This window comes from bacterium (assembly GCA_040756715.1).
Classification (GTDB): Bacteria; UBA9089; UBA9088; order UBA9088; family UBA9088; genus JBFLYE01.
Genome location: JBFLYE010000119.1, coordinates 10,907 through 28,722 on the forward strand (window position 1 = coordinate 10,907; position 17,816 = coordinate 28,722).

Annotated in this window: 19 protein-coding genes; 11 read left to right on the forward strand and 8 right to left on the reverse strand. The window is 38.1% G+C overall.

Annotation, left to right across the window (positions count from 1 at the left end; all coding sequences use genetic code 11):
• Positions 1–110: hypothetical protein (locus tag AB1397_04495; GenBank protein MEW6482243.1), on the reverse strand; the 110-nt coding region annotated here is incomplete at its 3' end.
• Positions 111–168: 58 nt separating this feature from the next.
• Between AB1397_04495 and AB1397_04500 the strand changes: the two genes are divergently transcribed.
• The 6 genes from AB1397_04500 to def all read left to right on the forward strand — a co-directional run bounded on the left by AB1397_04500 (position 169) and on the right by def (position 7,094).
• The gene (locus AB1397_04500) at positions 169–1,437 is read left to right on the forward strand and encodes an aminotransferase class V-fold PLP-dependent enzyme (protein MEW6482244.1); all 1,269 of its coding nucleotides are present in this window, start codon (positions 169–171) and stop codon (positions 1,435–1,437) included.
• A 94-nt stretch (positions 1,438–1,531) separates the two neighbouring features.
• Positions 1,532–3,232, forward strand: a complete 1,701-nt coding sequence (thrS, locus tag AB1397_04505; GenBank protein ID MEW6482245.1) for a threonine--tRNA ligase — start codon at positions 1,532–1,534, stop codon at positions 3,230–3,232.
• A 99-nt stretch (positions 3,233–3,331) separates the two neighbouring features.
• On the forward strand, positions 3,332–4,843 hold the full coding sequence (locus AB1397_04510; GenBank protein MEW6482246.1) for an NAD(P)H-hydrate dehydratase: 1,512 nt from the start codon (positions 3,332–3,334) through the stop codon (positions 4,841–4,843).
• Positions 4,840–6,111, forward strand: coding sequence for a 3-isopropylmalate dehydratase large subunit (leuC, locus tag AB1397_04515; protein MEW6482247.1), 1,272 nt, complete (start codon positions 4,840–4,842; stop codon positions 6,109–6,111). Before AB1397_04510 ends, leuC begins: the two co-directional genes overlap by 4 nt.
• Positions 6,112–6,147: 36 nt before the next feature.
• On the forward strand, positions 6,148–6,612 hold the full coding sequence (leuD, locus tag AB1397_04520) for a 3-isopropylmalate dehydratase small subunit (GenBank protein MEW6482248.1): 465 nt from the start codon (positions 6,148–6,150) through the stop codon (positions 6,610–6,612).
• Positions 6,609–7,094: a peptide deformylase gene (gene def, locus AB1397_04525; protein MEW6482249.1), complete on the forward strand. Its 486-nt coding sequence runs from the start codon at positions 6,609–6,611 to the stop codon at positions 7,092–7,094. Before leuD ends, def begins: the two co-directional genes overlap by 4 nt.
• On the opposite strand, the gene AB1397_04530 is transcribed toward def, so the two are convergent.
• From AB1397_04530 to AB1397_04540, 3 genes are read right to left on the reverse strand one after another with little or no spacing between them, the layout of a single operon-like run.
• On the reverse strand, positions 7,091–7,474 hold the full coding sequence (locus tag AB1397_04530; protein MEW6482250.1) for a secondary thiamine-phosphate synthase enzyme YjbQ: 384 nt from the start codon (positions 7,472–7,474) through the stop codon (positions 7,091–7,093). The two genes, def and AB1397_04530, sit on opposite strands and share 4 nt — an antisense overlap.
• Positions 7,471–7,674 carry an FmdB family zinc ribbon protein gene (locus AB1397_04535; protein ID MEW6482251.1) on the reverse strand — a complete coding sequence of 68 codons (204 nt, stop codon included), beginning with the start codon at positions 7,672–7,674 and terminating at the stop codon, positions 7,471–7,473. The genes AB1397_04530 and AB1397_04535 overlap by 4 nt, the downstream gene beginning before the upstream one ends.
• Before the next feature lie 47 nt (positions 7,675–7,721).
• The gene (locus AB1397_04540; GenBank protein ID MEW6482252.1) at positions 7,722–8,705 is read right to left on the reverse strand and encodes a hypothetical protein; all 984 of its coding nucleotides are present in this window, start codon (positions 8,703–8,705) and stop codon (positions 7,722–7,724) included.
• A 162-nt stretch (positions 8,706–8,867) separates the two neighbouring features.
• On the opposite strand from AB1397_04540, the gene AB1397_04545 reads away from it, so the two are divergent.
• From AB1397_04545 to AB1397_04565, 5 genes are all read left to right on the forward strand, one after another.
• Entirely contained in the window at positions 8,868–9,728 is an 861-nt protein-coding gene (locus tag AB1397_04545) for a transketolase (GenBank protein ID MEW6482253.1), read from the forward strand.
• Positions 9,682–10,641 (forward strand): transketolase family protein, encoded by a 960-nt coding sequence (locus AB1397_04550; GenBank protein ID MEW6482254.1) that lies wholly within the window; start codon positions 9,682–9,684, stop codon positions 10,639–10,641. The genes AB1397_04545 and AB1397_04550 overlap by 47 nt, the downstream gene beginning before the upstream one ends.
• Positions 10,638–11,270: an ATP-binding cassette domain-containing protein gene (locus tag AB1397_04555; protein ID MEW6482255.1), complete on the forward strand. Its 633-nt coding sequence runs from the start codon at positions 10,638–10,640 to the stop codon at positions 11,268–11,270. The genes AB1397_04550 and AB1397_04555 overlap by 4 nt, the downstream gene beginning before the upstream one ends.
• 170 nt (positions 11,271–11,440) lie before the next feature.
• Complete coding sequence (gene nadA / locus AB1397_04560; GenBank protein MEW6482256.1) at positions 11,441–13,156, forward strand: quinolinate synthase NadA; 1,716 nt, start codon at positions 11,441–11,443, stop codon at positions 13,154–13,156.
• 199 nt (positions 13,157–13,355) lie between these two features.
• On the forward strand, positions 13,356–13,565 hold the full coding sequence (locus AB1397_04565) for a hypothetical protein (GenBank protein ID MEW6482257.1): 210 nt from the start codon (positions 13,356–13,358) through the stop codon (positions 13,563–13,565).
• Positions 13,566–13,600: 35 nt separating this feature from the next.
• Here AB1397_04565 and accD read toward each other — a convergent pair whose 3' ends face one another.
• The 4 genes from accD to AB1397_04585 form a co-directional block, all read right to left on the reverse strand.
• A complete protein-coding gene (gene accD / locus AB1397_04570; protein MEW6482258.1) occupies positions 13,601–14,485 on the reverse strand; it encodes an acetyl-CoA carboxylase, carboxyltransferase subunit beta in 885 nt (294 codons plus the stop codon).
• Entirely contained in the window at positions 14,482–16,284 is a 1,803-nt protein-coding gene (locus AB1397_04575) for a PEGA domain-containing protein (GenBank protein MEW6482259.1), read from the reverse strand. The genes accD and AB1397_04575 overlap by 4 nt, the downstream gene beginning before the upstream one ends.
• A gap of 33 nt (positions 16,285–16,317) precedes the next feature.
• Complete coding sequence (gene trpA, locus AB1397_04580; GenBank protein ID MEW6482260.1) at positions 16,318–17,106, reverse strand: tryptophan synthase subunit alpha; 789 nt, start codon at positions 17,104–17,106, stop codon at positions 16,318–16,320.
• Positions 17,106–17,816 (reverse strand): pyridoxal-phosphate dependent enzyme (locus AB1397_04585; GenBank protein MEW6482261.1); only part of this gene is annotated, 711 nt, incomplete at its 5' end. The genes trpA and AB1397_04585, both read right to left, overlap by 1 nt.

Consider the following 17,816-nt stretch of genomic DNA (forward strand, 5'->3'; position numbering starts at 1 on the left):
ATTTTTATAAGGGAATAAGCCTCATCTTCACTTCCATCGCACCAATAAATATCATCAGGGTTTGTCAACTCTGCACATTCGCTAACCCATCTTTCAATTTCTGTTTTCATAGTCTTAAAAATTATATTTTCAAATAATTCTCTTGGTCAAGGATTTTTGTTGACAGGAATGACAAAAAAAGGAATAATAATTAGGATGGATGTAGAAAAAATAAGGAGAGATTTTCCCGCAATTCTTCAAAAGAGGAATAAAAAGCCTCCCATTTACTTTGACAATGCCTCTATGACATTAAAACCCATTCCTGTAATTAAGGCAATGGATGAATATTATCAGAAATTCCCTGCTTGTGGAGGAAAGAGAAGCTCTCATTGGTTTGCCAGTAAGGTTAATGAAAGGGTTGAGGAAGCCAGAGAGATTATAAGAAGATTCATCAATGCAAAATCAGCTAATGAAATTATCTTTACAAAAAATACAACCGAGGGGATAAATCTTATCGCCCAAAGCATTAAGTTTAAAAATGGCGATATTGTCTTAACCACAGACAAGGAGCACAATTCTAACCTTTGCCCCTGGAAAAATCTGGAAGGAAAAGGGATTATTAAACATAAAATTGTGGCCTCTTGTGAAGACAATACATTTAACCTTGAAAGATTTAAAGATATGCTAACAAAAGATGTTAAGCTTGTAAGTATGGTTCATACATCAAATTTAGATGGCTATACCATACCAGCAGATGAGGTTATCAAACTTTCCCATCAAAATGGCTCGTTGGTTATGCTTGATGCGGCTCAATATGTTCCCCATAAAAAGATAGATGTCCAAAGATTAAATGTTGATTTCCTTGCCTTTTCTATTCATAAGATGCTCGGACCCTCCCTCGGTGTTTTATATGGAAAATATGAGCTTTTAAGGGAATTAGAGCCATTTTTGGTTGGAGGCGATACCATTGTTGATACATTTTATGATAAGCCCCCAATTTACTTAAAGCCTCCCCATAAATTTGAGGCAGGCTTGCAGGATTATGCTGCAATTATTGGAGCTGGTGTAGCCTGCAATTACCTTTCAAAGATTGGCTTTGAAAATATAGAAAAACAAGAAATCTCTCTAAATGAATTTTTAAGCGAAAATCTTTTAAATTATAAGGATATAGAGCTAATTGGACCAAAAGACCCAAGATTAAGGGGAGGAATCATTACATTTTTTATCAAAAGGCTTGGTCTTGGTGATATTTCAGAGAGGCTTGATAAAAAAAATAACATAATGACAAGAAGTGGCACATTCTGTGTTCATTCCTGGTTTAATGCAAAAGGAATAAACAGAAACATCCCTGCAATTAGGGTTTCTTTGTATCTTTATAACACAATTGAGGAATGTAAGGTATTCCTTGAAACATTAGAGAGAATAATGGATGAAACAAAAAGCTACCCAAAGCCCTGACCCATTAGAGGTATATTTTAAAGAACGGTATGGGAAGATGGCCTTAAAAGCTAGATTGACAATGCAAGGTAAATTAAGGTAATATTTTAATCCAATGGAAGCATTTTGGCATTCTACATCGCATATAATGGCATCTGCTGTCTCCAAGATATTTAAGGATGTAAAGCTTGGAATGGGTCCTCCCATATCTGATGGGTTTTATTACGATTTTGACTGCCATATCACAGAGGATGACCTTGTAAAAATAGAGGAGGAGATGAGAAAAATTATAAAGGAAAACCTTCATTTTGAAAAAATTACAATGACAAAGGATGAGGCAAAAAAATATCTTTCAAAGGAGGGTCAAAGCTATAAGCTTGAAATTTTAGATGAAATCAAAGACAATGAGGTTTCGTTCTTCCAAAATGGCGATTTTATTGACCTTTGCAAGGGTCCACATATTGAAAGAACAGGCGAAATTAAGGCATTTAAGCTCTTAAGGCTAGCAGGTGCATATTGGAGGGGAAGCGAGAAAAACCCAATGCTTACAAGGATATATGGCATCTCATTTAAAAGTCAAAAAGAGCTTGATGATTATCTTTTAAAGATTGAAGAAGCAAAAAAGAGGGACCATAGGGTTTTGGGAGAGCAATTGGGTTTATTTAACATCTATGATGAGGTAGGAGGTGGTCTTATCTTCTATCATCCAAAGGGAAATATTTTAAGGGATGAGATAATTTATTTTCTAAAAAAAGAGCATAGAAAAAGGGGATATCTTGAGCTTACCACACCACACATTGGAAAGAAATCCCTCTGGGAGACATCTGGTCATTGCGATTATTACAAAGAGAATATGTATTTTATAAAGAAGGATGATGAAGATTATGTTCTAAAGCCGATGAATTGCCCAGGACATATTATGGTTTATAAAAGCACAATAAGGAGCTATTCTGAACTTCCCTTAAGATTCTTTGAACTTGGCACGGTTTATAGATATGAAAGGTCTGGTGTCCTTCACGGGCTTTTAAGGGTTCGTGGATTTACCCAGGATGATGCTCATATATTTTGTAGAGAGGAGCAACTTAAGGATGAAATAAAGGGGGTTTGCAAATTTGCCTTTGATATGCTCTCCTCTTTTGGCTTTAAGGAATACGATGTCTACCTTTCAACCAAACCAGAAAAATATGTTGGTTCTGATGAAATATGGGATTTGGCAACAAATGCCTTAAGGGATGTTTTAAAGGAAGAATGCCTTAATTTTTCAATTGATGAGGGAGAGGGTGTATTCTATGGACCAAAGATTGATATAAAGCTCAAGGATGCACTTGGAAGGCATTGGCAGGGCCCTACAATTCAGGTTGATTTTAATCTACCAAAGAGGTTTGATATTTCTTACATGGGAAATGATGGAAAAAAGCATCAACCGGTTATGATCCACAGGGTTGTTTTAGGAAGCCTTGAAAGGTTTATGGGTGCCTTGATTGAGCATTATGCCGGAAAGCTTCCCTTATGGCTCTCTCCCATACAGGTTTTAATTTTACCCATAACAGACAATCAGCTTGACTATGCAGAAAAAATAGAAAAAGGGCTTCTGGATGAGGGGATAAGGGCAGAACTGGACAAAAGATCTGAAAGGCTACAAAGAAAGATAAAGGATGCTTATAATATGAAGATTCCCTACCTTGCAATTATTGGAAACAAAGAAAGGGAAGGGGAAAAGATAAGCTTAAGGCATAGGGAAAAGGGAGATATTGGCACATTTACGATGGATGACTTTATAAGCCTTGTTAAAGAAGGGATTGCAAAAAAAGCGTAGTTTAGCTAAAGTAATTTGCTCAAGTTGGGGGTTTAAGTTGTAGTATGTGTCTAGCTTTAAGGGAACAAATGAAATCCGAAATTGCTTTTATTACAAGATATGAAAATCGCATCATCTAGTGAGATAAAAGAGATAGATAAAAAGGCAGGCGAATTATATAACCTTTCTCCCCTTATTTTAATGGAAAATGCTGGTATATCAGCATTTAATCTTTGCGTTTCAACCCTGAAAGAGATTAAGGGAAATAGGGTTGTTGTTTTTTGTGGCCCTGGAAATAATGGAGGAGATGGCCTCGTTGTGGCAAGGCATTTATTTATCAAGGGATTTGAGGTTAAGATTTATCTTGTAAATGGAAAAAAACAAAGCCCTGAAAGAAAAATAAACCTTGAGATTGCAAGAAAGCTTAACATCCCAATAATAGAGGAATTTGAACAAGCCGACCTTTTTGTTGATGGCCTGCTTGGGACAGGTATAGCAAAAGAGGGAGAGGGGAAGATAAGGGATTGCATTGATTTTATGAATTCTTCTGATAAAACCATTATCTCCCTTGATATTCCATCCGGGCTTTCCTCTGATTCTGGATTTCCCCTTGGATGTGCCATTAAAGCAGATAAGACAATAACCTTTGGTCTTCCAAAGATTGGTCAGGTTTTATACCCAGGCATAGAATATGTGGGAAACCTATATCTTTCAAAAATATCCCTGCCAGATGAATTAAGCTTAAAATTAAACACAAACCTCTTAACGGGAAGGGAAATGAGCTGCCTTCTTCCTAAAAGACCTTTAAACTCACATAAGGGCAATTTTGGCAAGATTCTTGTTATCGCAGGCTCGGTGGGAATGACCGGTGCGGCAACTTTATGTTGTCAGGGTGCAATGAGTATGGGAGCTGGCCTGGTCTATCTTGGAATTCCAGAAAGCTTAAACGAGATAATGGAAATTAAGCTTACAGAGGTAATCACAAAGCCCCTGCCAGAGACAAAGAAAAAAACACTCTCTCCCTCTGCATACAATGGAATTATAGAGCTGGCAAAGAAATGTGATGTAGCTGTAATTGGACCTGGCATATCAAGGCACCCTGAGACAAAAAAACTTATCCAAACCCTTATCTTGAGGCTTACAATCCCCATAATCCTTGATGCAGATGGAATTTCGGCAATTTCTCCTCAAGATATCTCTGGACGAAATATCTTAATTACACCCCACCCAAAGGAATTGGCAGATTTTCTTAAAATAAATGTAGATGAAATTCAAAAGGATAGAATAGGAATTGTCCGAAGGGTAATGGATGAAGATAAAATTTCCCTCCTCCTTAAGGGTTACAGGACACTCATCGGCTACAATGGACAAATTTACATAAATCCAACAGGAAATTCAGGGATGGCAACAGCTGGCTCTGGCGATATTTTAGCTGGAATGATTGGCTCTTTGGTTGGTCAAGGTCTAAATCTTGGTGATGCTGCAAGGCTTTCTGCATTTCTTCATGGATTATCGGGTGATATTGCAAAGGAAGAGAAGGGAGAATATTCTCTAATTGCATCCAGTCTTATAGATTTTCTTCCTCTTGCTATAGATGAATGTAGAAAGAGGCATAATTTAAAAGAAATATGAAAACATTAGCTTGTAAGATATTGTCTGATAAGGCAGGAAGGCTTGTAAATCCTGGCGAATTTATAGAGATAGAGCCAGATATTGCCTTAGCTAATGATGTTACAGCCCCTCTTGCCATTAAGGAATTTAAGGGTACAAATAAGCCTTTGGCATTTCCAAACAGGCTTGTTTTGGTCTCTGACCATTTTGTTCCCGCCAGGGATATAAGGTCGGCAAATCAGGCAAAGATATTAAGGGATTTTGCAAAGGAATACAATATCAAGCATTATTTTAAGGAGGGTTGTGGGATTGAGCATTGTCTATTGCCCGATGAAGGCATTGTCCTTCCAGGGGATGTTATAATTGGTGCGGATTCCCATACCTGCACATATGGTGCGATTGGTGCATTCTCAACCGGCGTTGGTTCAACAGACATTGCATATTTTATGGCAACGGGAAGGATATGGCTTAAGGTTCCTGAAAGCATAAAAATTATATTTAATGGAAGGTTAAATAAATGGGTCTCTGGAAAGGATTTGATTCTCTATACAATTGGAAAAATTGGGGTTGAGGGAGCAAATTATATGAGTATGGAATTTTGTGGGGAGGCAATAAAAAGCCTCCTCATCTCAGGTAGATTTACAATGTGCAATATGGCAGTTGAGGCAGGAGCAAAGGCGGGAATTGTTGAAGTAGATGAGAAGACAATGGAATATGTAAAGAATAGAGCACCAGGGCACCAGAGCACCAGGGCACCAGATTATAAGATATATAAAGCTGACCCTGATGCAGAATACAAAGAAACATATGAGTTTGATTGTAGTAAAATAGATTGCCAGGTAGCCTTGCCACACCTTCCGTCAAATACAAAGCCTGTAAAGGAAATAGGCAATATTAAAATAGATCAGGCATTTATTGGCTCTTGCACAAATGGAAGGCTTGATGATTTAAGAATCTCGGCAGAAATCTTAAAAGGAAGAAAAATAAATCCCGAGATCAGGCTTATTATAATCTCAGGAACACAAGAAATTTATAAAGAGGCTATAAAAGAGGGCTTGATTGATGTATTTATTGATGCAGGCGGGATTATTTCCCCCCCTACCTGTGGCCCCTGCCTTGGTGGCCATATGGGTGTATTGGCAGATTTTGAAAAATGTATCTCAACCACGAATAGGAATTTTATAGGAAGGATGGGAAGTCAAAAGGGAGAGGTCTATTTGGCAGGTCCTGCTGTGGTTGCTGCTTCTGCGATAACGGGAAGAATAACCCATCCAGAGGAGATAATATGAAATTGCAAATTTTAAAATCTACATTTACCCTTTGTTATGATTGAAGGAATTGCTTATAAATTTAGGGATAATATAAATACGGATGAGATAATCCCAGCCACCTACCTTGATACAACAGAGACAAAGGAGCTTGCCTGCCATTGTATGGAAGGGATTGAGGGTGGCAGCAGAATAAAAGAGGGAGGAATTATTGTCTCTGGCTCTAATTTTGGCTGTGGCTCATCAAGGGAGCATGCACCCCTTTCTATAAAGGGAAGGGGGATAAGGGCGGTAATAGCAAAATCATTTGCCAGGATATTCTTTAGAAATAGCATAAATATCGGGCTTTTTGTCTTTGAATGCAAAGAGGTTGGCAATATAGATGAAGGGGATAAATTAAGAATATTGGAAGACAAAGGAATAATAGAGAATAGGACAAAGAATAAAACCTATAAAATAACACCCCTTCCAGAATTTATGCAAAGAATCATTAGAGCCGGTGGCTTGATGAAGTCGCTATGATTCTTACCATAAAAAGATATGGAAATCCCATATTGAGAAAAAAGGCATCTCATATCAAAAAAATAGATGAGAAAATAAAAAAGACGGCATCTGATATGATAGAAACGCTCATTGCTGCAAATGGCCTTGGTCTTGCGGGAAATCAGGTTGGTATTTTGAAAAGAATAATTGTTGTGCGAATAAAAGAAAAGCCATTTGTCATTTTTAATCCAAAGGCTATAAGCACAAGCGGAATTGAAGAGGCATCTGAGGGTTGCTTGTCCTTTCCTGGGCTATTTGGCAATGTCCAAAGGGCTTTTAATGTTACATTTAGGGGGCTTAATATAAACGGTGATGAGATTACAGGAGAGATAAGTGGATTACCTGCAAGGGTAATTCAGCATGAGATAGACCATCTTGACGGCATTTTGTTTATTGACAAGATGGATGAAAGCGAAAGAAAAAGGCTATTGGCTTTCTGGAAAAAGATAAAAATTAGTTAAGCCAAACATTTAATCCATATCTCCCTTTCCCTTGGTCCATCAAACTCACACAAAAATATCCTCTGCCATCTTCCCAAAACAAGCCTTTTATCCTTTACAAAAATGGAGAGAGAAGAGCCAATAATGGATGCCTTTATGTGAGCATCAGAGTTTCCCTCATTATGACGGAAATATGGGGAATCCCTTTTGATAATATTGGAAAGGCATCTTATGATATCAGAACAAACCTCTGGGTCATATCCCTCGTTTATGGTTATGGCACAGGTTGTATGGGGAACAAAGAGGTAAATAATGCCATCTTTATCTATTTCTTCTTTAATTTTTTCTGTAATATCAACAAAAACCTCCCTCTTTGTTGTCGCTACATTTATAATCTTCATTTACACCCTGAACAGGTTGTTTTTGCACAAGAGCCACAAGAAGAAACACCTTTTTCCTGGCTGCTTGTTTTTATCATAAAAGCTGTGTAAACCCTCTTTACATCCTTATTTTGACAAACATCGCATATTGCTTCCTCCCTTCCATTGAGGATGTCAAACTTTCTCTTACATTTATTACAGAGATATGTATAAATAGCCATCAACAAACCCTAATAGCTTACTATTTGTTTCTTAAAAATCTTAAATTCTAATGTCCTCCACCATGTCCTCCACTAGCTTTTTCTCCCTCTTTTGGAGGTGGCTTTATTCCTAATTTTTCCTTTCTTTTCCTTATATCATCAGGGCTTTTGGATAAAGGAGGCTTTGATAGATAGACAAGACCCTGCGTAAGCCTTTGAAAAGAGGCTCCTTTATCTTCTGTTTTATAAAGCCCATTTTCTGTGGCAAGATAGATTTTATCTTGCAATATTTCAATATCCCTTATGTTTGTATTTGAAAGCCTTGTATTTGCTGAGTTCCATCTTTTCCCACTGTCATAGCTTACAAAGAAGCCACTAATATATGAGCCAAGATAGAGAATATTCTTGTCTTTTTTAATAACCCTGAGGTCTTTTGTGGTAAGGCCATAATTCAAAGCCTTCCAGGTATTAGAACCTTTAAATAACCCATCTTCACTTGCCACAAAAAGAGAGTCTCCAGAGGGAAGAATCTCCCATATCCTTTTTCCTTCAAATTTAAGCTTTTTCCAGCTTATCCCCAAATCACAGCTTTTATAAATCCCATCATTGTATGAGGAGATATAAATTGCTTTGCCAGAGGAGGCAATCCCTGTAATGGGGGATTTGAGAGCAACAACCACATCCCAAGATTTTCCATTGTTTTTTAATACCTTGCCCATCCCTGTTCCCACAAAAATTGTTTTCTCTAAAATTAAAATTTTCCTTACAAATGCTACATCTTTAATCTTCTTCCATTTTTTGTTCTTTAAAACATATATGCCATCATCACATCCGGCATAAAGCCTGCCATTTTTATCCATTTCAATTGAGTTAATCTGAAGGTTAAAAAAGCCATTATTTATTGGTTTAAAACAATTTCCAAAATCATTGCTTTTGTAGACACCCTCCATTGTTGCAACATAGATAGAGCCTTCTTTCTCAAATGATAAAATGTCATTTATCCAGTTAATTTGGCCATAAAACCCAAGTGTCATAAAAAGAAAAATTCCCATTGTAAAAAGGATAGCAAAGATTATTTGTAATGTCAATAAAGATTAAATTATTTGTAAAAAAAACAGGTAGGAGATTATACTATTGACTTATAAGGCAAAACTTAAAAAAACCTGAGTAGATACAAGATATAGAAGATTTGAAATATCTTACAAAGATGAAAAATGGATGAAATTGTTTTAAAGATTGCTGATATCTCAAGGAAGATGAGGAGGTTAATAATTGAGATGCTTTCTCTGGCAGGCTCAGGCCATCCTGGTGGCTCACTTTCCTCTGTTGAAATAATAGCTTCTCTTTATTTTCACATAATGAGGCATAATCCATCCCATCCATTATGGAGGGATAGGGATAGATTTATCCTTTCTAAGGGTCATTCCTGCCCAACCTTATATGCTGCCTTAGCCCTTTCTGGATATTTCCCAATGGATGAATTAAAAACCTTAAGAAAGCTTGAAAGTATTTTACAGGGTCATTCTGACAGGCTACAAACCCCAGGGGTTGAAATGTCAAGCGGCTCTTTGGGTCAAGGGCTTTCCTGTGCTTGTGGAATGGCTTTGGGAGGGAAGCTCTCACAAGAGGATTTTTTTGTATTCTGCCTCATCGGCGATGGAGAAACACAGGAAGGTCAAATCTGGGAGGCAGCTATGTCGGCTAGCCATTATAAGCTTGATAACCTTATATGCTTTCTTGATTATAATAAATTGCAGATAGATGGAAGGGTTTCTGATGTAATGAATATTGAGCCAATTGTTGATAAATGGAGGGCATTTGGCTGGGAGGTAATGGAGATAGACGGGCATAATATAAAGGAAATTATTGAGGCGGTTGATAGAGCAAAAGAAATAAAAGGAAAGCCTAAAATGATAATTGCTCATACCATTAAGGGAAAGGGCGTTTCTTTTATGGAAGGAAGGGTAGAGTGGCATGGTGTCGCACCTACAAAAGAGGAGGCAGAAAGAGCCCTTAAAGAATTAGAAGATGGAACAAGAAGCAACCAGGGATGCATATGGAAAGGCATTGCTTGAGCTGGGAAGGCAGAATCCAGATATTGTTGTTCTGGATGCAGATACATCATCCTCAACCAGGACAAATTGGTTTGCCAAGGAATTTCCCGAAAGATTCTTCAATTTCGGTGTAGCTGAGGCAAATATGATAGGGTATGCGGCAGGCCTGGCATTAGCAGGAAAAATTCCCTTTGTTTCCTCCTTTGCGGTATTTGGCTCTCTGAGGGCATATGAGCAGATAAGGACATCTATCTGCTGGGCAAATCTGAATGTAAAGATTGTCTTAACCCATGCGGGAATCTCTGTAGGCGAGGATGGTGCATCGCATCAAGCAATTGAGGATATAGCCGCTATGAGAGCCCTTCCAAATATGAGCGTAGTTGTTCCCGCAGATGCTAATGAGACAAGGAGGGCTATATTTGCCTGTTTAGAATATAAAGGTCCTATGTACATAAGGCTTTCAAGGGCAAAATTTCCCCTTCTTCCTGATACAGGGTTTGAAATAGGAAAGGCAAGAATAATTAAACCTGGTAATGATATAAGCATCATTGCCTGTGGCCTTATGGTCTTTGAGGCATTAAAGGCATCTGATATGCTTGAAAAAGATGGAATTTCAGCAAGGGTTGTTAATATGTCAACCATAAAACCTATAGACAAAGAGGCTATAATTTTGGCGGCAAAAGAGACAAAGGGAATAATTACCGCAGAGGAGCATTCTATTATTGGTGGGCTTGGTTCTGCTGTCTGCGAGGTTTTAGCAGAGGAAAAACAAGCGATTGTGAAGAGGATTGGAATTCAAGATGTATTTGGGACATCTGGAAAACCAGAGGAGCTTCTCTCTTACTTTAAGGTAGATGCAAGGGCTATTCATAATGAAGCATTGCAAATTGTAAATTGCAAATTTCAAATTGAGAAAGGAGAAAATTTACAATGATCCAATTTAAATTTGTCTCCTATGTCCATAAGCACAGGGCTATTCTTTCAAATATAAATATAAAGTTTGAGGAGGGTGAGTTTGTCTATATTTTAGGCCCATCTTCCTCTGGAAAGACAACCCTCCTTAAGCTTATTGCAGGCGTAATTAAACCAACAGGAGGAAGCCTTATGGTTATGGGGAAAAATATGAAAAGCCTCTCCTCTGAGAAGCTTTCTGCAATAAGAAAAAAAATGGGGCTAATTATGGATGAATTTGGATTTGTCAAAGGAAGTGTGGAAAAAAATCTTGAAATTAGCCTTTCTAATTTCCCAAGGGAGGAAAGAAGGCCAATGATAGATTATGCATTAAACCTTGTTGAGCTTACAAGAAAGAGAAGGGATGATATATCCTTGCTTTCCCTATCTGAAAAAAAGCAAATTTCTTTAATAAGGGCAATAATTACAGACCCTTTAGTTATCCTTGCCGATGAACCTGTGTGTTGCTGTGATAAAAAGAAAGAAACCCTCATTATTGACATCTTAAAAAAGATGCAAGAAAATGGAACATTGGTAATCCTAGCATCTACAAGGGATATTCCCATCCCAGGAAAAAGAGAGGTTAGGCTTGAGGATGGAATGCTCTTATGAGGGATTAGTATGTGTTTAGCTCCTACATAAAAAGTATCAATCTTTATAAATCCGAAATTGAAAATCCGAAATCAAAAAACAATATCAAAATTTTTATAAAGAAAAATAGAAATCCTTTCTTTTTTACAAGACATCTTGATTTAAGCCACTTAAATTTGTATAATTTATCTATGAAATCAAGAATAAGGCTTTTAAAAATAAGGGGTGAAGAAGAAAAGAGGCTTGATGACCTTGTGGCATCTGAGGCTCCTATTACCATTAAGGCAAATGGACAAAGAATAGCCTCCCTGTTTGCTACACCCTCTTATCTTTCTGAGTTAGCCTGCGGATTTTTGGCCTCTTTGGGTTTGATTGAGAATTTTAGCGACATTTCCTCCATCAATGCCTTAGAGGGTGAGGTTGATGTAAAAGGAGAGATAAGAGAAGGTAAAGAACTTCTCCTTACCTCGGGCTGTGGAAAGGGCTCAATCTCTCATCCCGAAAGGATAAAAAGGGTAAATGGAAATTTTTCTATATCTCCTTCTTTAATCCTCAAGCTTATTTCTGAATTCCAATTAAGGTCTTCTGGGTTTAAAGAAACAGGATGTTTGCATTCAGCGGCTATCTCTCTTTCTGATAAAATTCTTGACCTTAAAGAGGATATTGGAAGGCATAATGCTATCGATAAGGTAATCGGTGGTTTATTCTTAAAAAAGGAGGAATTTTCTGATAAGGCAATATTGACATCGGGAAGGATAACCTCTGAGATTGTTATTAAGGCAATGAATGTTGGTATTCCCATGATTATCTCAAGGTCATCTTCCACAGACTTAGCTATTTCCCTTGCAGATAAAGCAGGGATAACTCTGGTTGGGTTTGCAAGGGGTAAGAGGATGAATGTCTATACACATTCAGAAAGGATAAAGCCAGAAGTCAGAAGCCAGAAGTCAGAAGTCAGAAGCCTTGCTGAGAGGATAAGGGAGCTTTGTAAGAAGAAGAATGCCATAATTCTTTCCCATAACTACCAGCCAGGAGAGGTTCAGGATGTAGCAGATTTTCTTGGTGATTCCCTGGATTTATCAAGGAGGGCAAGGGAGACATCGGCAGAAATTATTGTATTTTGTGGTGTCCATTTTATGGCTGAGATGGCAAAGATTTTATCGCCAGAAAAGACAGTTTTAATGCCAGATATAAATGCAGGCTGTCCATTGGCTGATATGATCAATGTAGAGGAATTAAAAAGGCTTAAAGAAGAGCATCCTGATGCAATTGTTGTCTCCTATGTCAATACATCTGCCTTGATTAAGGCAGAGACAGATTATTGTTGCACATCGGCAAATGGCCTCTCGGTTATAAACTCCCTTCCCAAGGATAAGGAAATAATCTTTACACCTGACAAATGGCTGGGTGATTATATTGCAAGAAAAACAAAAAGGGAGTTTATTCTTTGGAATGGCTTCTGTCCAACCCATCTTAAAATTACTAAAGAGGAGGTATTAAAGGCAAAAGAGGCTCATCCCAATGCAGAGGTAATTGTCCATCCTGAATGCACAAGGGATGTGGTGGATATGGCGGATTTTGTATATGGAACAGGTGGAATGGTAAAGCGGGTTAAAGAAAGCGAAGCAAAGGAATTTATTATCGGCACTGAAAATGGAATGCTCTATCGGCTTAAGAAGGAAAATCCCGATAAGACATTTTATCCTGCCTCAGAGCTTGCCATATGCCTAAATATGAAGCTTACCACATTGGAAAAGGTCTTGTGGTCATTAGAGGATGAGGTTTATAAAATAGAGCTTGATCCTGAAATTATGAAGAGAGCAAGGAAATCCATTAAAAGGATGCTTGAAATAACCTCTCAACCCGATGAATCCATAACCCGATTAACCCATAGTCCAAGCCTATAGAGTATGTGTTTAGGACCACGAAGAACACGAAGGTTTCTTAAAGAGAAGATTTTTTTATTTCTTTTTTAAGTTAGACTAGCTAAACAACATCCACTTACCTTTTTGTAAGATTTCCCCCGATACTCAAACAAAAAATTTGTTGACAAGATTTGTATTTTTTATTTATCATAAATAAATATTTTAAAAAGGGGGTGAAAGAATGTTAACAAGGTTGTTATTGGTAATGATAATGGGGCTAGGTTTAATCCTTTCCTCTGGTTGTTGTCCTCCCAAGGAGGCACCGGTTGAAACACCAACTGTAGAAGAACCAGCACCAGTAGAAGAGGCTGCACCAGCAGAAGAGGCTGCACCAGCAGAAGAGGCTGCACCAGCAGAAGAGGCTGCACCAGCAGAAGAGGCTGCACCATAAGGAGAAGCTATACCTAAAGAAAAGGTAGGAAAACCTTAAGGGTTAGAGAGAGGAGAAGAAAATTCTCCTCTCTTTTTTAAGAAAAGAGGGAAAGAAGGGAAGAGAGCCTTTTTTTTTAGCTCTTTTCTTTCAATAATCATATCAATAATTCCATGGGAAAGGAGGAATTCTGCCCTTTGGAAGCCCTCGGGAAGCCTTTGTCTAATTGTCTGCTCTATAACCCTAGGACCTGCAAAGCCAATCAATGCCTTTGGTTCAGCAATAATAACATCACCGAGAAATGCAAAGGAGGCAGAGACCCCTCCTGTGGTTGGATCTGTTAAAACAGAGATAAAAAAGCCACCCCTTTTCTTAAAAAGGAATATGGCACCCGCTGTTTTTGCCATTTGAAAAAGGGAAACCATACCCTCCTGCATCCTTGCACCGCCAGAACTAGAAAAAATAATAAGGGGAAGGGAAAGGAGAGAAGCCTTTTCTGTAAGCAAGGCTATTTTTTCGCCAACCACAGAGCCCATGCTCCCTCCCATAAAGGAAAAATCCATAATAGCAATAGCCACATTCCTTTTATCTATTTCTCCAAAGCCACAGACAATAGCATCAGAAAGCCCTGTTTCTTTCTCCGCCTCTTTAAGCCTTTCTTCATAGGGCTTTATATCCTTAAATTTTAAGAAATCCATAGGCAATATCTCAGAAAAATCCTCCTTGAATGACTTTTTATCAAGGATTATCTTTATCCTCTCCTTTGGTTTTAGCCTGAAATGAAAGTTGCATTTTGGACAGACGCAAAGGTTTCTTTCCAGCTCATTTTTATAAAGCAGATTAGAACAGCCCTCGCATTTTATCCAAAGCTCATTTGGAGGGTTAATTTGAGAGGGTTTAAAGGTAAGGGTTGTGTATTTTGGTTTTCTAAATAATGTCATTTAGAAAGAGAGAAGTTAAAAAAGTTTGTTGTCTCCGCGCTCACTATTATCTCTTTCTCATCATCCTTAAATCCAGAAAGACTTGCTTTTAATGTATGCCTTCCTGGGCTAATCGCAAATTCCCTGATTGGCGTCTTTCCTATTAGCCTTCCATCAAGGAATATATCAGCCTGCGATGGAATTGATGTAATAAAGCAATATCCAGGGCCTCCTCCTAGTGGTTGCTGTTTTGGCTTTTCTTTTATTACAGGAGGAAATTCTCTTTTTAGATAAGGCTCTTCTGGAAAAGAAGGGACAACAGGTGTTTCTAGCTTTACCTTCTCTTTAAAACTTTCAATCGCCCTTTTAAGCTCAAGGAGAGAAGCTGATTCTATTGTTTTTTCTTCTCTTTTTGCAGGTAGAGAAGGAACAATCCATTTTTCTTCCTTTATTTTATATGGAATAACCCCCTTTTCTTCCCTTTGACTTCCGACTCCCCAACCCCCTGACTCCCGACCCTCTAACCCTCTAACCCTCTGACCCTCTGACTTCTTCAAGGAGGCCATTATCCTTGTTCTCTGATTTGGTTCAACAAATGTTATCCCATTCCAATCAAAATAGCCATTTTTCTTTATGGTTATCCTGCAAGGCTTCCAGGGAAATATTGCCTTAAGGATAAGAGGGGTCTTTCCACAATTCCCGCCATTAAATAAAACACATCCTCCCCTTGGAATTGAATCAATAAAGATGCTTCCCAAAATAGGAGTAAGACACACAAAAACCGTCCTTGCCTCTTTTGGTTTTATCTCTATTATCTTTGCAAATTTAGAGAAACCATCCTTTTGCACCCTTATTGAATGTGTGCCCGATAAAAGGAAGTAAGGCATCTTGGCTATCCTGGCTCCATCAATGTATATTAGGGCATCTTTAGGCTCTGTTTTTACTATAACGCTCCCTGTGCCAGTTATAATTTCTTCCTTAATCTTTTCTTTTATCTCTGGCTCAAGGGTTGCTGTAATATCTATAGGCTTTCTTGAGGTAACACTAATTACACTTATATAAGGCTTAAAGCCCTCTTTTTCTATTCTTATATTATGGTCGCCAGATGAGAGCTTCTTAATGGTAATGGGTGTCTTTCCCTTAACAATATCATCAACAAATAAATCGCATTCACTTGGATTTGAGCTTACCCTGAGCTCACAGGATGGTTTAAATATTTTATTAACCAGATTAAGATTGACAAGGTTTATAATGGGCTTTAAGGAATCTTTCAAATAATTCTTCCCAAAATAGACCCCTCCTCCTATTATTCCACCAAGGAGACACCCAATAAGGACAATCTTAATAAGCCTTAAATCCTTTTTTGTTTTCTTTGGACGCTTTTCTAATATCTCTTCTTCAGGTGCTTCTGGTATCTCTGCAAATTCCTCTTCCTCTTCTTCCTCTACCTTAACAGGCTCTTTTGGCAAAGAAACGCCCTTTTCTTCTTCCTCCAGCTTTGCAAGCATTTCCTCTATTTTCTCATCAGAAGGCCTTATTTCTGGTTTTTCCTTTTCTGGATAGGGTTCTACTTCCTCCTTTTCAAAGGTCGGTATAGGCACCTCAAATGTTGGTTGTGGCTCTTCTTTAGGTTCCTCAAGGGTTGGTAAAGGGGGTTCTTTTTCTGTTAATGGCACCTCGTAACTCGGCACATAAGCTTCCTTTTTCGCCTCCTCGTAAATGGGGAGGGGCTCTTCGGGTTTTTTCCTTTCTTCCATCCCATTTAAAAACTCTCGGGCAAGCCTTTCTACTACATCCTCATCCCTTTTTTCTTCTTCCATAATTTTAATATATCATAATTATAAGAATTTTGTCTAGTTATTTTTTATTGCCCTCAATACAGAGGAAACAAAAGGAATAACTGCTTTGTCTGGAGAGTCTGGATTTTTTGCAATTAAAGAAACAATCTTTGAACCAATGATTATCCCATCAGCCAAATCCTTTATTTCCTTTGCATGGGAAGGCTCTGATATGCCAAATCCAACACAAATAGGTTTATTGGATGACCTTTTTATCCTTAAAATCTCTTCCTTAAGGGTTTCTGAAATATCCTTCCTTATCCCTGTTACACCAAGCAAGGATACATAATAGATAAACCCTGATGACTCTTCGCAGGTCATCTTTATCCTTTTTTCTGTGCTGGTTGGGGCAAGGAGATAAATCAAACAAATGCCATTTTTTAATAACAATTTCTTAAGACCCTGCCCCTCCTCGGGTGGAAGGTCTGGAACAATTAGGCCATCTATTCCTGCTATCTTTGCATCCTGTGCAAAATTAGAAAGCCCATATTTATAGATAGGGTTATAATAGCTTAAAAAAACTATGGGAATTTCTGTTTTTTTTCTTAAATTTCCCACAAAAGAGATTGCCTTTCTTAATGACATCCCCTGTTTTAATGCCCGATTACAGGCTTCCTGGATAACAGGCCCATCTGCAATAGGGTCGGAAAATGGAATACCAAGCTCGATAATACCTGCACCTGCTTTTTCTAATGCCAAAATAAGGCTTTCTGTTTTTTCCAAAGATGGGTCGCCGCAGGTAATATATGGAATAAGAATTGGTCTTTTTCTTTCCATAAAAGCCTTATCTATCCTATTTTCCATCATGACCCTTTGACTCCTGACTCTCGGACTCTTTTTGCGACCTCCTCCACATCCTTGTCCCCCCTTCCCGAAAGATTGACAACAATAATTTTATCTTTGGAAAGAGAGGGAGCAAATTTTGCACAGTAAGCAATGGCATGAGCTGCTTCTAATGCGGGAATTATTCCCTCTGTATGAGATAAAAGGAAAAATCCATCCAAAGCCTCTTTGTCATTTATAACAACATATTCTGCCCTATTTTTTTCTTTATAAAAGCTATGCTCAGGCCCTACCCCTGGATAATCAAGGCCAGCGGCAATTGAATGTGTCTCTTTAATTTGGCCATCTTTATCTTGAAGAAGGTATGAAAGACATCCATGTAATACACCCCTTTCACCCTTGCACAAAGATGCTGCACCAATTGCCTCAACACCAATAAATTTAACATCGCTGTTATAAAATGGATAAAATATACCAATTGCATTAGAGCCTCCACCCACGCAGGCAATAATGTAATCTGGAAGCCTTCCTTCTTGTTTTAAAATCTGCTTTTTTGCCTCAATTCCAATTATAGATTGAAAATCCCTAACCATCATCGGATAGGGATGGGGGCCTACCACAGAGCCAAGCACATAGTATGTTGTCTTAACATTAGTAACCCAATCCCTCAATGCCTCATTTATCGCATCCTTTAAGGTTTTTGAGCCACCTGCCACAGGATTTACCTTTGC

Excerpts from the sequence above, each read along its gene's own strand:
- AB1397_04540 (MEW6482252.1), bottom strand. The coding sequence starts at position 8,705 with ATGGGAATTTTTCTTTTTATGACACTTGGGTTTTATGGCCAAATTAAC.
- thrS (MEW6482245.1), top strand. The coding sequence starts at position 1,532 with ATGGAAGCATTTTGGCATTCTACATCGCATATAATGGCATCTGCTGTC.
- nadA (MEW6482256.1), top strand. The coding sequence starts at position 11,441 with ATGAAATCAAGAATAAGGCTTTTAAAAATAAGGGGTGAAGAAGAAAAG.
- leuD (MEW6482248.1), top strand. The coding sequence starts at position 6,148 with ATGATTGAAGGAATTGCTTATAAATTTAGGGATAATATAAATACGGAT.
- AB1397_04575 (MEW6482259.1), bottom strand. The coding sequence starts at position 16,284 with ATGGAAGAAGAAAAAAGGGATGAGGATGTAGTAGAAAGGCTTGCCCGA.
- AB1397_04530 (MEW6482250.1), bottom strand. The coding sequence starts at position 7,474 with ATGAAGATTATAAATGTAGCGACAACAAAGAGGGAGGTTTTTGTTGAT.
- AB1397_04535 (MEW6482251.1), bottom strand. The coding sequence starts at position 7,674 with ATGGCTATTTATACATATCTCTGTAATAAATGTAAGAGAAAGTTTGAC.
- AB1397_04550 (MEW6482254.1), top strand. The coding sequence starts at position 9,682 with ATGGAACAAGAAGCAACCAGGGATGCATATGGAAAGGCATTGCTTGAG.
- accD (MEW6482258.1), bottom strand. The coding sequence starts at position 14,485 with ATGACATTATTTAGAAAACCAAAATACACAACCCTTACCTTTAAACCC.
- leuC (MEW6482247.1), top strand. The coding sequence starts at position 4,840 with ATGAAAACATTAGCTTGTAAGATATTGTCTGATAAGGCAGGAAGGCTT.
- AB1397_04545 (MEW6482253.1), top strand. The coding sequence starts at position 8,868 with ATGGATGAAATTGTTTTAAAGATTGCTGATATCTCAAGGAAGATGAGG.
- AB1397_04510 (MEW6482246.1), top strand. The coding sequence starts at position 3,332 with ATGAAAATCGCATCATCTAGTGAGATAAAAGAGATAGATAAAAAGGCA.
- AB1397_04565 (MEW6482257.1), top strand. The coding sequence starts at position 13,356 with ATGTTAACAAGGTTGTTATTGGTAATGATAATGGGGCTAGGTTTAATC.
- def (MEW6482249.1), top strand. The coding sequence starts at position 6,609 with ATGATTCTTACCATAAAAAGATATGGAAATCCCATATTGAGAAAAAAG.
- trpA (MEW6482260.1), bottom strand. The coding sequence starts at position 17,106 with ATGGAAAATAGGATAGATAAGGCTTTTATGGAAAGAAAAAGACCAATT.
- AB1397_04555 (MEW6482255.1), top strand. The coding sequence starts at position 10,638 with ATGATCCAATTTAAATTTGTCTCCTATGTCCATAAGCACAGGGCTATT.
- AB1397_04500 (MEW6482244.1), top strand. The coding sequence starts at position 169 with ATGACAAAAAAAGGAATAATAATTAGGATGGATGTAGAAAAAATAAGG.